Origin of the sequence: Streptomyces sp. NPDC058157 (assembly GCF_042884105.1) — a bacterium.
Taxonomy (GTDB): domain Bacteria; phylum Actinomycetota; class Actinomycetes; order Streptomycetales; family Streptomycetaceae; genus Streptomyces.
The window spans coordinates 1-13,432 of sequence record NZ_JBHVUQ010000188.1; the positions used below are offsets into that span (position 1 = coordinate 1).

At 73.0% G+C, this 13,432-nt stretch carries 19 protein-coding genes and 1 pseudogene; 10 read left to right on the top strand and 10 right to left on the bottom strand.

Annotated features, from left to right (window positions below):
- The first annotated feature begins 115 nt into the window (after positions 1-115).
- The 8 genes from ACFVXK_RS31305 to ACFVXK_RS31340 all read left to right on the top strand — a co-directional run bounded on the left by ACFVXK_RS31305 (position 116) and on the right by ACFVXK_RS31340 (position 4,573).
- On the top strand, positions 116-655 hold the full coding sequence (locus ACFVXK_RS31305) for a hypothetical protein (RefSeq protein ID WP_389618255.1): 540 nt from the start codon (positions 116-118) through the stop codon (positions 653-655).
- Positions 656-703: 48 nt separating this feature from the next.
- Complete coding sequence (locus ACFVXK_RS31310) at positions 704-1,006, top strand: hypothetical protein (RefSeq protein ID WP_389618258.1); 303 nt, start codon at positions 704-706, stop codon at positions 1,004-1,006.
- On the top strand, positions 1,003-1,503 hold the full coding sequence (locus tag ACFVXK_RS31315; protein ID WP_389618261.1) for a hypothetical protein: 501 nt from the start codon (positions 1,003-1,005) through the stop codon (positions 1,501-1,503). The genes ACFVXK_RS31310 and ACFVXK_RS31315 overlap by 4 nt, the downstream gene beginning before the upstream one ends.
- A gap of 98 nt (positions 1,504-1,601) precedes the next feature.
- On the top strand, positions 1,602-2,039 hold the full coding sequence (locus tag ACFVXK_RS31320; protein WP_389618264.1) for a DUF3995 domain-containing protein: 438 nt from the start codon (positions 1,602-1,604) through the stop codon (positions 2,037-2,039).
- A complete protein-coding gene (locus tag ACFVXK_RS31325) occupies positions 2,036-2,557 on the top strand; it encodes an RNA polymerase sigma factor (RefSeq protein WP_389618267.1) in 522 nt (173 codons plus the stop codon). Before ACFVXK_RS31320 ends, ACFVXK_RS31325 begins: the two co-directional genes overlap by 4 nt.
- Positions 2,554-2,982 carry a hypothetical protein gene (locus ACFVXK_RS31330; RefSeq protein WP_389618270.1) on the top strand — a complete coding sequence of 143 codons (429 nt, stop codon included), beginning with the start codon at positions 2,554-2,556 and terminating at the stop codon, positions 2,980-2,982. The genes ACFVXK_RS31325 and ACFVXK_RS31330 overlap by 4 nt, the downstream gene beginning before the upstream one ends.
- A 50-nt stretch (positions 2,983-3,032) precedes the next feature.
- Positions 3,033-3,656, top strand: coding sequence for a LysE family translocator (locus ACFVXK_RS31335; RefSeq protein ID WP_389618273.1), 624 nt, complete (start codon positions 3,033-3,035; stop codon positions 3,654-3,656).
- Positions 3,657-3,775: 119 nt separating this feature from the next.
- Positions 3,776-4,573 carry a VOC family protein gene (locus tag ACFVXK_RS31340; RefSeq protein WP_389618302.1) on the top strand — a complete coding sequence of 266 codons (798 nt, stop codon included), beginning with the start codon at positions 3,776-3,778 and terminating at the stop codon, positions 4,571-4,573.
- Between the two features lie 33 nt (positions 4,574-4,606).
- Here the strand turns inward: ACFVXK_RS31340 and ACFVXK_RS31345 are convergent, their stop codons facing one another.
- The 3 genes from ACFVXK_RS31345 to ACFVXK_RS31355 all read right to left on the bottom strand — a co-directional run bounded on the left by ACFVXK_RS31345 (position 4,607) and on the right by ACFVXK_RS31355 (position 6,308).
- A complete protein-coding gene (locus ACFVXK_RS31345; protein WP_389618276.1) occupies positions 4,607-5,392 on the bottom strand; it encodes a DUF4239 domain-containing protein in 786 nt (261 codons plus the stop codon).
- 3 nt (positions 5,393-5,395) lie between these two features.
- A complete protein-coding gene (locus ACFVXK_RS31350) occupies positions 5,396-5,881 on the bottom strand; it encodes a hypothetical protein (RefSeq protein WP_389618279.1) in 486 nt (161 codons plus the stop codon).
- Positions 5,882-5,942: 61 nt separating this feature from the next.
- Complete coding sequence (locus ACFVXK_RS31355; RefSeq protein ID WP_389618281.1) at positions 5,943-6,308, bottom strand: ATP-binding protein; 366 nt, start codon at positions 6,306-6,308, stop codon at positions 5,943-5,945.
- Between the two features lie 140 nt (positions 6,309-6,448).
- Here ACFVXK_RS31355 and ACFVXK_RS31360 point away from each other — a divergent pair, with 140 nt between their 5' ends.
- Entirely contained in the window at positions 6,449-7,273 is an 825-nt protein-coding gene (locus ACFVXK_RS31360; RefSeq protein WP_389618284.1) for a Scr1 family TA system antitoxin-like transcriptional regulator, read from the top strand.
- Positions 7,270-7,449 (top strand): DUF397 domain-containing protein, encoded by a 180-nt coding sequence (locus ACFVXK_RS31365; protein ID WP_389618287.1) that lies wholly within the window; start codon positions 7,270-7,272, stop codon positions 7,447-7,449. Before ACFVXK_RS31360 ends, ACFVXK_RS31365 begins: the two co-directional genes overlap by 4 nt.
- On the opposite strand, the gene ACFVXK_RS31370 is transcribed toward ACFVXK_RS31365, so the two are convergent.
- The 7 genes and pseudogenes from ACFVXK_RS31370 to ACFVXK_RS31400 all read right to left on the bottom strand — a co-directional run.
- Positions 7,439-7,711, bottom strand: a complete 273-nt coding sequence (locus ACFVXK_RS31370) for a DUF1876 domain-containing protein (RefSeq protein WP_365151503.1) — start codon at positions 7,709-7,711, stop codon at positions 7,439-7,441. The two genes, ACFVXK_RS31365 and ACFVXK_RS31370, sit on opposite strands and share 11 nt — an antisense overlap.
- Positions 7,712-7,768: 57 nt before the next feature.
- Entirely contained in the window at positions 7,769-8,254 is a 486-nt protein-coding gene (locus tag ACFVXK_RS31375; RefSeq protein ID WP_389618290.1) for a carboxymuconolactone decarboxylase family protein, read from the bottom strand.
- 142 nt (positions 8,255-8,396) lie between these two features.
- The gene (gene hemB, locus ACFVXK_RS31380) at positions 8,397-9,398 is read right to left on the bottom strand and encodes a porphobilinogen synthase (RefSeq protein ID WP_389618305.1); all 1,002 of its coding nucleotides are present in this window, start codon (positions 9,396-9,398) and stop codon (positions 8,397-8,399) included.
- Positions 9,399-9,453: 55 nt separating this feature from the next.
- On the bottom strand, positions 9,454-9,813 hold the full coding sequence (locus tag ACFVXK_RS31385; protein WP_389618293.1) for a hypothetical protein: 360 nt from the start codon (positions 9,811-9,813) through the stop codon (positions 9,454-9,456).
- 152 nt (positions 9,814-9,965) lie between these two features.
- Entirely contained in the window at positions 9,966-11,636 is a 1,671-nt protein-coding gene (locus tag ACFVXK_RS31390; protein WP_389618296.1) for a uroporphyrinogen-III synthase, read from the bottom strand.
- Complete coding sequence (gene hemC / locus ACFVXK_RS31395) at positions 11,633-12,589, bottom strand: hydroxymethylbilane synthase (protein ID WP_389618299.1); 957 nt, start codon at positions 12,587-12,589, stop codon at positions 11,633-11,635. The genes ACFVXK_RS31390 and hemC overlap by 4 nt, the downstream gene beginning before the upstream one ends.
- Positions 12,586-13,305, bottom strand: a pseudogene (locus tag ACFVXK_RS31400) (glutamyl-tRNA reductase); the annotation flags it as partial. The pseudogene ACFVXK_RS31400 and the gene hemC, both read right to left, overlap by 4 nt.
- Positions 13,306-13,432: the final 127 nt, after the last annotated feature.

Below are 13,432 nucleotides of genomic sequence, written 5' to 3' on the forward strand. Positions count from 1 at the left end.
GGCCGGGGACGCACTCCCCGGCCCCGGCCGACCGCTTTTCCGGCCCCGCCTCCCGGGGCCGCCCCGCCGACCGCCCCACCGCCCGGCCGACCCGGCCTCCCCAGGAGCACCCCCGATGTCGCTGACGTACCTCCCCCGCGCGGCCGCCGCCGTCACCGCCGTGGCCGCCCTCCTCGCGCTGGCCACCGGCTGCTCGGGCTCCGAGGCCCCCGCCGCCGGGGACCCGGCCCCGGCCGCCGCCGCCCCGGTGTCCCTGCCCGCCCCGCGCAGCGCCCCGGCCCCGGCCGCCGTCCTCACCCCGGCGCCCGCCGCGGGCGAGGTCCGCACCGAGCAGGGCCCGTTCACGGACCGCGTGAAGCTGACGGACCTCAAGCTCACCGGGGCCCCGGCCGTCACCGGCCACATCGCCATCAGCTCGGACGTCAGCGACACCCTGGCCCTGGAGCTCACCGCCGCCTACTACGACGCGCAGGGCCGCCTCCTGGGCACCGGCACCTTCCACCACGAGGAGGAGGGCGAGGAGGGCCACGCCGGCCAGCCCCACACCGGCCCCCGCGCCGCAGGCGACGGCATCGACTTCACCGTCCCCGCCGACCACCTCACGGGCACCCCGGCCGCGGCGGTCCTGTCGATCCCGGTCCTGGTGAACGAGTAGTCGCCGCAAAGCCGCGCCAGCCGTAACACGCCGTGCTACGTTGCTGCCATGGCCCCCAAGGAGCGGTTCAGCATCAGCATGGACGCCGCGCTGCGCGCGAGAGTCAAGGAGCACGCCGACGCCATGCGCCTCGACGTCTCCGCCTACGTCACGGCGGCCGTACTCCGCCAGATCGACGAGGACGTGATCGTCGCCCGCCGCTTCGCGCAGATCGACGCCGACATCGCGGCGACCGAGGCCATGCCCGCACCGGCCGGCCGGGACGACGGCTTCGACGACGAGGAGCTCGCGGCCGCACGGGCGGGCATCGCCCAGGCACTCGCCCCCGACACCCGGGACTCCGCCGCGTGAGCAGCCCCGTCTTCGTGTACGACACCGGGATGCTGATCGCGCTGGAGCGCGGCGACCGGTCGGCGGGGCTGCTGCACCGGGTCCTCACCGAGCGGGGCCACCCCCCGGTCGTCTCGCTGCCCGTGCTGGCCCAGGCATGGCGACCCGGCCGGTGGACGCCGCTGACCCGGGCGGTGCCGCAGTGCGTGGTCTTCGGGGTGCACGCCTCGGCCCCGGCGGCCTGCGGGGTGTGCCAGGCGGGCCACTGCGAGGACGACGCCAAGCGCGCGGGCCGCCTCCTGGCCGACGCCGCGATCCCTCCCGAGAAGCGCCCCGACGCGGTCGACGCGCTGGCCGTGGTCATCGCCGCCCGGCACCCGCAGGCCGTCGTCGTCACCTCCGACCCACGCGACATCACCGCCTACCGGGACGCCCTCCCCGGGGCGGCGGAGTCCATCCGCGTACTCGCCGTCGGCGACCTCGCCGCCTTCCTGGCGGGCAAGCGCGTCCTGCACTGAACCACCACCGACCCACGTGACGCACGTCACAGGGAACGTTCCCGGGGGCGGCCGCCTCCTCGATGTGTCGGCAACCGGCACACCGAGGGGGACCACCCATGCACACCGACGACACCACACGCCGCAGGACCGGGACCGCGCTGGCCGCACTCCTGGCCGCCGACGGCCTGGCGCACCTCTACTGGGCCACGGGCGCCACCTGGCCCGCCCCGACCGAACGCGCCCTGTCCCTGGCGGTCCTGGGCACGGAGGTGTCCTTCGGGCCCCCCGTCGTCCTCCCGCTGGCCGCGCTCACCCTCACCGCCGGCGCCGCCGTCCTCGCCCACTCCCGCCGCCGCGGCGGCCGGGCGACGCGGGCCGTCACCGGCGCGGTGGCGGCGGGCCTGGCCGTACGGGGCCTCGCGGGCCTGGCCTGGGCCGCCGGGCTCCTGCCCAGCCCGCCCGACAGCCCCTTCCACACCCTCAACCTCGCCCTCTACACCCCCGCCTGCCTCGGCTTCGGCTGGGCGGCCGCACGGCTGGCGCGCGCCAGATGAGCCCGCTGACCCCGGCCGACCGCGCCCGCGGCGTCGCCCTCGCCCGCGCGGCCCGCGCCGGGAACACCCTCGCGCTGCACGAGCTCCTCGACCACCTCACCCCGTACGTCACCCGGATCTGCGCCCCCATCGCCCTCGCGGACGGCCCCGACGCCGCCCAGGAATCCCTCCTGGCCGTCTTCACCGCCCTGCGCACGCTGCGCGACCCCGAGGCCCTGTACGGCTGGGTGCGGGCCATCGCGGTCCGCGAGGCCGTCCGCACCGCCCAGCGCGCGTCCCGCAGCCGCCCCTCCCCCGACCTCACGGACGTCCCGGCCAAGGGCGACCCCCACCTGGCCGCCGACATCGAGGACGTCCTCGCCCGCCTCTCCCCCGCCCACCGCGCGGTGCTCGTCCTGCGGGACGTCGAAGGCCTGGACGAGGAAGCGGCCGCAGCCGTCCTGAACGTCCCGCCCGGCACCGCCAAGTCCCGCCTCCACCGGGCCCGTTCCAGCTTCCGAAAGGCATGGTCCGCATGACGCCGCACGAGATCGACGACGTCCACCGCCTGCGCATCATGGCGGCCGGCGTACGGGGCGCCCAGCTCGTGGAACGGACCCTCCCGGCCCCCTTCGAAGAGGTCTGGCCGGCCATGTCCACCCTCGACTTCCTCCCCGACCTCCGCCACACCCGCCTCCTCCGCTCCGACGGCGACCGGATCGAACTCCTGGCCCGCAGCAAGTACGGCTTCCGCGCCCATCTGCGCGGCTACCGCCGCCCGGGCTGGTGCTGGCTCCAGAGCCGCTTCCTCCTGGTCGGCCTGGCCGCCGCCCCCGTCCCCGGCGGCACCCGCATCGCCCTGACGGGCGGAGTCCGCGTCCCCACCCGCGCGGCGGTGATCCCCTTCGGCACGGCCTCGGAACTGGCCGGGTCCGCAGACCGCCTGGCCGCCGCCTTCGACTGACCACCCGCAACTCCACTTCGGATCGAGGCCGTTGTGGATATCGTCACCGAGTGGACCCACACCGGTTGCTCGGCTTCGTGGCTGCGGTCACACCGCTGTCCCTGATCCCCGGCACCAGCTTCGCGCTGGTGAGCCGGAACGTGATCGCCGGCTCACGGCGCGACGGCGCCCGGGTGGCGCTCGGCACCGTCTGCGGACTGCTGGTGCACGCGACGTTCGCCGCGGTCGGCCTCTCGGCCCTGGTCATGGCCTCGGCCAGGGCCCTGACCGCGGTGAAGCTGGCGGGCGCCGTCTACCTCGTCTGGCTGGGGATCAGCACCTGGCGTTCCGCGAAGCCCTCGGCCCCGCCCGCCCGCCGCCGGGCCTGGCGCCCGCCGTGGGCCGGGCTCGGCGGATTCGGACAAGGGCTCTGGTCGAACGTCCTCAACCCCAAGGCGGCCTCCGTCTACCTCACCCTCGTCCCCCAGTTCCTCAGCCCGCGCGCCCCCGTCGCCCCGCAGATCGCCGCTCTGGCCGCCGCCCACGCCACCGTGGTGATGACCTGGCTGCTGATCCTGACGACCGTCGTCGCGACCGCCCGCGACACCTTCCAGACCCCCCGCTTCCGCAGCCTCCTCACCCGCGCGACCGGAGCGGTCCTCATCGCCCTCGGCGTGCGGACGGCGGCCGCATAGCCGAGGGCCGCCGGGGAGAGGGACGGGTTCACCCGGACGGCCCGGTTCACCGCCGCAGGCCCGGGTAGGGGACGGCCCGTCCAACTCCCCGCCCCACCCCGGAGGCCCCCGTGCCCGACATGAACGGCCCCTACAAGCCCGGCACCCCCTGCTGGATCGACCTGATGGTCCCCGATCAGCAGGCCGCCATCGACTTCTACAGCGACCTCTTCGGCTGGCAGGGCGAGGTGGGCCCGCCGGAGACGGGCGGCTACGCCGTCTGCACCCTCAAGGGCAAGCCGGTCGCCGGGATCATGAAGGCGATGAACCCGGACGGCACGACCCCCGACCCCATGCCGCCCACCGTGTGGACCACCTACCTGTCCACCGACAGCATCGACTCCACCGTCAAGTCCGTCACCGACGCCGGCGGCACGGTCATGATGGGCCCGATGGACGTCATGGACCTCGGCCGCATGGCCGTGATCGCCGACCCGGCGGGCGCGGTCGTCGGCCTCTGGCAGCCCGGCACCTTCGACGGCGCGGCCATCGTCAACGAGCACGGCGCCCTGATCTGGAACGAGCTGACCACCCCCGACCTGCCGGGCGCCTCCGCCTTCTACTCCTCGATCCTGCCGGTCACCACGCACCGCTCCGAGATGCCCGGAGCCGAGGACTACGTCGAGTTCCAGGTCGCCGGCCGCGCGGTGGGCGGGATGATGGACCTCAGCAAGCTGCCCCCGGGCGTACCGCCGCACTGGCAGCCGTACTTCCACGTGGACAGCGTGGACGAGATCCAGGCCGCCGCCGTCCGTGCCGGCGGCACGGTCCTGGCCCCGGCCTTCGACATGGCGGCGGGCCGCATGGCGGTCCTGGCCGACCCCCAGGGCGGCGCCTTCTCCGTCATCACGGCGTCCATGCAGGAACAGCCGGCCTGACCCTCCCCCGGCCCCGCTCACCGGGCGGGGCCGTCACCAGAACCGGGCCAGCGCACTCGCCTTGAACGGCTGCGGCGACACGCTCATGTCCCCCGCGAACGGGCAGTCCAGCACGATCACCAGCAGCAGGCTGAACCCGATCAGCGCCGCCACCGTCCCGACGAACAGCAGCCGCACCCGCCGGTCCCGCACCCCGTACAGCAGCGAGACCAGGACGATCACCACCGCCCCGCCGAAGATGAGCACCTGGAGGAGCTCCGGCAGCTCGTTGTGGCTCTCGGAGATCCTGGCCCGGCGCTGGGCGGCGACCTCGTTCAGGCTGCCCAGGGCCTCCTGGTAGAAGGACTGCTGGGAGAACGACCGCGGCTCGTACCCGGCGAGCACCCGGTACATCCCGTCCACCGCGTGCATGGTCACCGCCGCGTCCCCGCGCCCCTCCCGCATCAACGGCCACTGCCGCTCGACCACGGCGTGCACGTACTCCCGCACGCACCCGTGCACGGCGTCACGGATACCGGGAGGGAAGGCCTCCGCATCACGGGCGATCTGCGAGACCGCACTCGCCTCGGCGGAGACGACCGTCTCGGCGGTCTGCAGATCGGTCCACAGGTTCACGATGACGAAGGCCAGGATGATCCCGTAGATCGCCCCGAACATCCCGAGGACGACACCGACCATGTCGTTGTTCTCCCCCGCGGCCAGCGCCGGGAAGAACCGCGTGGCCAGCAGGCTGCCCACAAGGGCCGCCGCGATGATCCCGCCGACCACCAGCAGGGCGAGCCAGGTGGTCGGCAGGTGGTTGAGCAGCCACAGCTTCACGGGTCAGTGGCTGGAGTCCGGCTCGATGACGCGGATTTCGAACGTCGTCCGGTTGTTCAAAGGGTTCCGGTCGTCCGGGCTGTGCACCGCGAAGCTGCCCTCGAGCACGGTGCCCGGTCGCAGGTTCTGGTCCAGGTGGATCGGGACGATGGCGGTGGCGGTGCGCCGCGCCTTGAGCCCCGCCGGGAACTCGCACCGTACGCGGCGGCCGTTCCCGGACGCCTCGCAGTCGTCCGGGAAGTACGGCGCCTTGGCCTCCGTTCCGCGCGGCAGCTCGACCGTGATGGTCATCGTTGAGTTGGTCGTCTCCGGGCCGAGGTTGGCCACGAACGCGTGGAGCGAGGTCTCGCCGCCGGGAAACGTGGCGTCCGGGTCGATCCGTACCACATCCAGGTCCGAGTTGGACGGCGCGGCCCAGGCAGGGCCCGCACTCAACACCACGGCCGCGCTCGCTGTCACCGCGGCCTTGCACCAGGTCATGAGGTTCATGGCCCCATCGTGGCGGCAGCGGGAGAGAAGATCCGCATTCACCCCGGTACCGACCTGTTTATCACTCGTCTGCGTGGAACTCGGCCCAGACGACTTTTCCGGGCGACCGGGGCAGCACCCCCCACTCGTCGGAGACGGCCTCCACGATCCGCAGCCCGGTGCCGAGGGGCCGCCCGAGGATCCGCGACCGCCCGGGCCCGCTGTCGTGCACCTCGACGCGCAGGCAGCACCCGAAGTTCAGCAGCCGCACCCGGTACGACCGCCCGCGCGGGACCCCGTACCGCAGGGCGTTGGCCGCCAGCTCGCTGACGCACAGCACGAGGTCGTCCCGCCGGCCGGGAAGCTCCCAGGCGTCGAGCGTCTCGCACACGAAGTCCCGCGCGGCGGCGACCGTTTGGTAGGCCCGGGGGAACAACCGCTCGCGCATCAGCCCGGGTTGAGTATTTAGGTTCACCGGACGATGGTCGCGCCGCGTGACTAGGCTGCTACAGAGCGCCGACCCGTACTCTGTGCTGAGTACGGGCGCGCCGGGGATAATCCACGTCCGAAGGCGGGGAGTTCATCGCCATGCCAGCCAAGAAGCGCCCTCGCCCCAATGCGACGACCATGAAGATGGTCGGCCGCCAGGTAGCCGCCGCAAGGGTCGCCAAAAACCTGACCCAGAAGCAGCTCGCCGACCTGATCAGGGTGGACGAGGAGACGATCGGCTCCATCGAGCAGGGCCGGCGAGCGCTCATGGCGCACGTAGCCGAACTGCTGGACCTCCATCTGGGCCTGCCGGGCACACTGACCGTCGCGGCCAACGAGATGCCCGCAGTGGATGTGATCCCGCCCTGGGCGGAGGAATACATGGAGCTGGAGAAGCGGGCCATCGCCCTGTCCTGGTACGACAACCAGGTCGTCCCCGGTCTGCTCCAGCCCGAGTGCTACGCCCGGGCCGTCTTCGCCTGTCGTGTACCGGCCTACCACCAGGAAAAGATCGACGCCCTCACCGCCGACCGACTGGACCGCCAGAAGATACTGCACCGCGCAACCGCTCCGACCCTGAGCTTCGTCATCTGGGAGCCCGTCGTCCGCCACCGCATCGGCGGCCGCAGGGTGCACGAGGAACTGCTGCGATACCTGCTCTCATGCGCTGAACTCCCCGATGTTTCCCTCCAGGTGATGCCACTCGATCAACCTGTCCACGCTGGCCTCAACGGCCCGTTCACGCTCCTGGAAACCCCTGACCACCAGCACTTCGCCTACACGGAGAGCCAGCGCGGCAGTCACCTCATTGCCGACCTGGATGAGGTCAGCATCCTTGCTCGGAAGTATGCGATGCTGCGAACTCAGGCCCTCAACACCGAGCAGACGCGGGGGCTGTTGGACCGCTTGCTAGGAGAGCTATGAGCACCACACTGAAGTGGTTCAAGTCCAGCTACAGCGGTGACGAGGGCGGCCAGTGCATCGAGGTCGCCACGACCCCCACCACCATCCACGTCCGGGACTCCAAGGTCGAGGACGGTCCCGTCCTCGACCTCGGGCCCGCCAGCTGGGCGGCGCTCACCGGCTGGGTCAGCGGGTGATCGGGTACGACGTGCGGCCCGACGCGTCGTCGATCTCGTTGTGCGCCTTGCTGAGCAACTGCTCCTTCATGTCGTTGAGCGCGCGGGCCGCCGCGATCTCCTCGCCCACCCGGGCCTGATTACCGTCACTGGGGTGACGGCTCGCGTAGCCGTGCCCGCGGATCTCACTCCCGTCCGGTAGCCGGACCAGGGCCGCCGCGCGGGTGCGCTTGGGGTCTTCCTGGAACTCCATCTCCACATGCCATCCGACGGCATCCTTCATGGCGATCACCTCCGTGGCCGCTGAATTCCAGGGTGCACCCGGCGGCGCGCCCCCGCATCAGGTCCACTGCTTGGAGGCCGCCTGCCCGGGCAGCGGCTTGCCGATCAGCGCCAGCGGGATGAAGAAGTTGACCTGGCTGATCGCGAGGATGAGCGTCGTCAGGGCCTTCTCGTCGTAGTGCGCGGCCGCCTCCGCGAAGACCGCGTCCGACACCCGCTCACGGCCCGCCGGCGGGGCCGTCAGCACGGACTCCACCAGCGCGAGCGCCGCCCGCTCGGCCGGGGTGAAGACGAGGGCGTCCACCCAGGAGGAGACGGCGGTGATGCGCTCCTCCGCCTCACCGGCCTCGCGCAGGGCGTCGGTGTGCATCGCCGTCAGGTAGCTGTTGGCGACGATCTGGCCCGCCCGCAGGTGCACCAGGGAGATCGTGGACTGCGGGACCGTGCCGTTGCCGATCACCTTGAACATCATCCCGGTCAGCGGGCCGAGGTCCGGCAGCGTCTTGACGGGGTTGGACAGGCGGGAGCGGTGGGTCTCGGACATGATCGGCCTCTTCCTTCGTCAGCGTCAGCGTGTGGTTCTCACTGCACTGACCCCTCCCGCGAGGCGGATGTGACAGCCCGGGCGAAAAAAGTTCCGGCGGGGCGGGAGCGGCCGCACGGACCGCCCCCGCCACCACCGGAGGTCACCGCTCGTTGCGCAGCCAGCCCGCGACCTCGGTCGCCCAGTACGTCAGGATCGTGTCCGCGCCTGCCCGCTTGATGCCGAGCAGGGTCTCCATGATCGCCCGGTCGCGCTCGATCCAGCCCTTCTCCGCGGCGGCCTCGACCATCGCGTACTCGCCGCTGATCTGGTACGCCGCCACCGGTACGTCCACGGCCTCCGCGACCCGGTGGAGGATGTCCAGGTAGGGGCCGGCCGGCTTGACCATCACCATGTCGGCGCCCTCCTCCAGGTCCAGCGCCAGCTCGCGCAGGGACTCGCGGGCGTTCGCCGGGTCCTGCTGGTAGGTCTTGCGGTCGCCCTGGAGGGAGGAGGCGACGGCCTCGCGGAAGGGGCCGTAGAAGGCGGAGGAGTACTTCGCGGTGTAGGCGAGGATCGAGACGTCCTCGTGGCCCGTCTCGTCCAGCGCGTCGCGGATCACGCCGACCTGGCCGTCCATCATGCCGCTCGGGCCCACCACGTGGACGCCCGCGTCGGCCTGGACCTGGGCCATCTCCGCGTACCGCTCCAGCGTCGCGTCGTTGTCCACGCGGCCGTTCTCGTCCAGGACCCCGCAGTGGCCGTGGTCGGTGTACTCGTCCAGGCACAGGTCCGACATGATCACCAGGTCGTCGCCGACCTCGGCCTTCACGTCGCGGATCGCCAGCTGGAGGATGCCGTCGGGCTCGGTGCCCGCCGTGCCCAGCGCGTCCTTGTTCTCGTCCGCCGGGACCCCGAAGAGCATGATCCCCGAGACGCCCGCCTCCACCGCCTCGACGGCGGCCTTCCGCAACGTGTCCCGGGTGTGCTGGACCACGCCCGGCATCGCCGAGATCGCCAGCGGCTCGCTGATGCCCTCCCGGACGAACGCCGGCAGGATCAGGTCCGAGGGGTGCAGCCGGTACTCCGCGACCATCCGCCGCATCGCCGGGGTGGTGCGCAGCCGGCGGGGCCGCGAGCCGGGGAAGGATCCGTACGCGCTCATCTTCTTGGTCGCCTCTTCGAGCATCGACAGCAGTCGCCCCCAGCCTAGGCCCCCTCTATCGGGGCCAGTCGACCAGCGCCGAGAAGACGACCGTGTCCAGCACCACCAGCCCCGGCGCGGCGATCGCCAGCCCCACCCGCCGGGCCGTGTTGCGCGCCCGCCACGGCAGCGCCCAGCACCACACCAGCAGCACCAGGACCACCACCAGCCCCGCCGCGAACACCGTCCAGGCGGTCTGGAAGCTCGCGTCGAAGGCCTGCGCGGCCTCCGTGTCGCAGGCGTCGCAGGCCATCGGGGACAGCCCCGCGAAGCCCAGCGCCGCCAGGGCCAGCGGCAGCGTCAGCAGGGTGGAGACCAGCGGGGCCACGAAGGCCCGCCGGGCCGGGGCGTCACCGGCGAACGGGTTCTCGGTCATACCCCCATCCCACCGCGCCCCGAGGCCCGCCGGAACCCGCTCCCCTACTCAGCCGGACCGAGTACCCGGTACCCCGGTACGCCGAAGGGGCCCGGGCGCTCTGCGCACCCGGGCCCCTTTCGCCACTACCGCGGCTAACGCCGCTAAGGCACTCACGTCGTACGGCGGCGCCGTGCGCCCGGACGGCGCTCGCTCGGCCGGGCCACGGCCTCGCCGGCCTCCTTGGCCGCCTCGCGCCGGGCCTCCCCGTACGCGGCCAGCGCCTCCGCCAGCTTGCTCACGCTCGGCTCCGGCGACAGCACGTCCACGCGCAGGCCGTGCTCCTCCGCCGTCTTGGCCGTCGCCGGCCCGATACAGGCGATGACGGTCACGTTGTGCGGCTTGCCCGCGATGCCGACCAGGTTGCGCACGGTGCTCGACGACGTGAAGAGAACGGCGTCGAAGCCGCCGCCCTTGATCGCCTCACGCGTGTCCGCCGGCGGCGGCGAGGCGCGCACGGTCCGGTAGGCCGTGACGTCGTCCACCTCCCAGCCCAGCTCGATCAGCCCGGCCACCAGCGTCTCGGTGGCGATGTCGGCGCGCGGCAGGAACACGCGGTCGATCGGGTCGAAGACCGGGTCGTACGGCGGCCAGTCCTCCAGCAGACCGGCGGCCGACTGCTCACCGCTGGGCACCAGGTCCGGCTTCACACCGAACTCGACCAGCGCGGCGGCCGTCTGCTCGCCGACCGCGGCGACCTTGATCCCGGCAAAGGCACGCGCGTCGAGCCCGTACTCCTCGAACTTCTCCCGCACCGCCTTGACCGCGTTCACCGAGGTGAAGGCGATCCACTCGTAGCGGCCCGTCACCAGGCCCTTGACCGCCCGCTCCATCTGCTGCGGGGTGCGCGGCGGCTCCACGGCGATGGTCGGCACCTCGTGCGGCACCGCGCCGTACGAACGCAGCTGGTCGGAGAGCGAAGCGGCCTGCTCCTTGGTGCGCGGCACGAGCACCCGCCAGCCGAACAGCGGCTTCGACTCGAACCAGGCCAGCTCCTCGCGGCGCGCGGCGGCGCCCTGCTCGCCGACCACGGCTATGACCGGGCGCGCGCCCTCGGGGGAGGGGAGCACCTTGCCCTGCTTGAACACCTGGGCGATCGTGCCCAGCGTCGCGGTCCAGGTCCGCTGCCGGGTCGTCGTACCGCCCACGGTCACCGTCAGCGGGGTCTCCGGCTTGCGGCCGGCCGACACCAGCTCGGCGGCCGCGGCGGCGACCGTCTCCAGCGTGGCGGAGACGACCACGACGCTGCCCTCGCCGGCGCCCACCTCGGCCCAGCAGCGCGGCGAGGCGTGCTTGGCGTCCACGAATCGCACGTCCGCGCCCTTGTCGCCGCGCAGCGGCACACCCGCGTACGCGGGCACGCCGACGGCGGTCGCGACACCGGGGACGACCTCGAACGGGATGCCCTCGTTGGCGCAGGCCAGCATCTCGGCGGCCGCGTTCCCGTCGAGCCCCGGGTCGCCGGTGACGGCACGGACGACCCGCCTGCCGGAGCGCGCGGCCTCCATGACAAGATTGGCGGCGTCGCGGATCACCGGGACCCCGGCGGCTGCTGACTTCTCGTCAGCTACCGTCAGCTGCGGCGTGTCGACGCCCGCACGCGCGTGGGTCCGTACGACGTCGAGCACCTCGGGCTCGGCGACCAGCACGTCCGCCGCGGCGAGCGCCTCCACGGCGCGCAGCGTCAGCAGACCCGGGTCGCCGGGGCCGGCACCCAGGAAGGTGACCAGCCCCTGGACCGCGACGGCCGGGAAAGCGGAGGGGGTGGGGCTTGAGGGGTTCAAAGGGATCGCTCCCCCATCAGACCGGCCGCGCCCTTGGCCAGCATCTCGTCCGCGAGTTCGCGGCCGAGCGCCATGGCCTCGTCGTACGACTGGGGCACGGGACCGGTGGTGGACAGCTGCACCAGCGTGGAACCGTCGAGGGTCCCGACGACACCACGCAGGCGCATTTCATTGACAATCTGGCCGTCGGCGAGGGCGCCCACGGGCGCGCTGCAGCCGGCCTCCAGGGCCGCGAGCAGGGAACGCTCGGCGGTCACGGCGGCCCGGGTGTACGGGTCGTCCAGCTGACCGAGCGCGGCGATCAGCTCCGTGTCGGACGCCAGGCACTCCACGGCCAGGGCTCCCTGGCCGGGCGCGGGCAGCACGTTGTCGACCGACAGCAGGTCGGTCGCCTCGTCACCGCGGCCGATGCGGTTCAGGCCGGCGGCGGCGAGCACGACCGCGTCGAGCTCCCCGTCCCGCACGAACTGGATCCGGGTGTCGACGTTGCCGCGGATGGCGACGCACTCGATCGACTTCCCCAGGCCCTTCGCGTACGCGTTCAGCTGCGCCATCCGGCGCGGCGAGCCGGTACCGACCCGGGCCCCGTCCGGCAGCTGCTCGAAGGTCAGCCCGTCGCGCGCCACGAGGGCGTCGCGCGGGTCCTCCCGCTTCGGCATGGCCGCGATGACCAGCTCGTCGGGCTGCGTGGTCGGCAGGTCCTTCAGCGAGTGCACGGCGAAGTCGACCTCGCCGCGCACCAGGGCGTCGCGCAGCGCGGTGACGAACACACCGGTGCCGCCGATCTGCGCGAGGTTCTCACGGGACACGTCGCCGTACGTCGTGATCTCCACGAGCTCCACGGGCCGGCCGGTGACCGCCCGGACCGCCTCGGCGACGTGCCCGGACTGGGACATGGCCAGCTTGCTGCGCCGCGTGCCAAGCCGGAGGGGCTGGTCGGGACGTGAGTTCATGATGCCCGTCCTGGGTCGTCGTTCTTCGGATCGGCCGCGTCCGCCCGGCTGACGGATGCCACCGTCTGAGGGTCGAGGTCGAAGAGTTCACGCAGCGCCTCGGCGTACCCGGCGCCGCCGGGCTCGCTCGCGAGCTGCTTCACGCGCACGGTCGGCGCGTGCAGGAGCTTGTCGACGACGCGGCGCACGGTCTGGGTGACCTCCGCGCGCTGGCGTTCGTCGAGGTCGGGTACCCGCCCGTCGAGGCGCGCCACCTCCATGGCGACGACCTCGGCGGCCATGGCCCGCAGGGCGACCACGGTCGGGGTGATGTGCGCGGCCCGCTGGGCGGCCCCGAACGCGGCCACCTCCTCGGCCACGATGCCCTTGACGGCGTCGACGTCGGCGGCCATGGGCGCGTCCGCGGACGCCTCCGCCAGGCTCTCGATGTCCACGAGCCGCACGCCCGGGATCCGGTGCACGGCGGCGTCGATGTCCCGCGGCATGGCCAGGTCGAGCAGCGCGAGCCGCACGGGGGCGGCCACGTCGCCCTGACTCCGGTTCCCCCGCCGGGGCTGCCGCTGCGCGGCGGCCTCACCCTGATCGGCCCAGGTCCCGTGCAGCTCCAACGACCCGGCGTCCACCCCGGCCAGCGCGGACCGCCCGTCCCCGACGGGACACGCGTCCTCGGCGAGAGCAGCGGGAGCGATGGTCCGAGCGGCCCCGGCATCAGCCAGCCGCCGCCCACCTTCGGCAGCGGCGACGAGCCGCGCGAGCACATGGGCGTCGAGCTAAACCAGCCCTGTCGGCCGGACGTCAGCCACATCCAGCCCCGCCGGCGCTTGCGGCGCGGGGGTCTGGGGT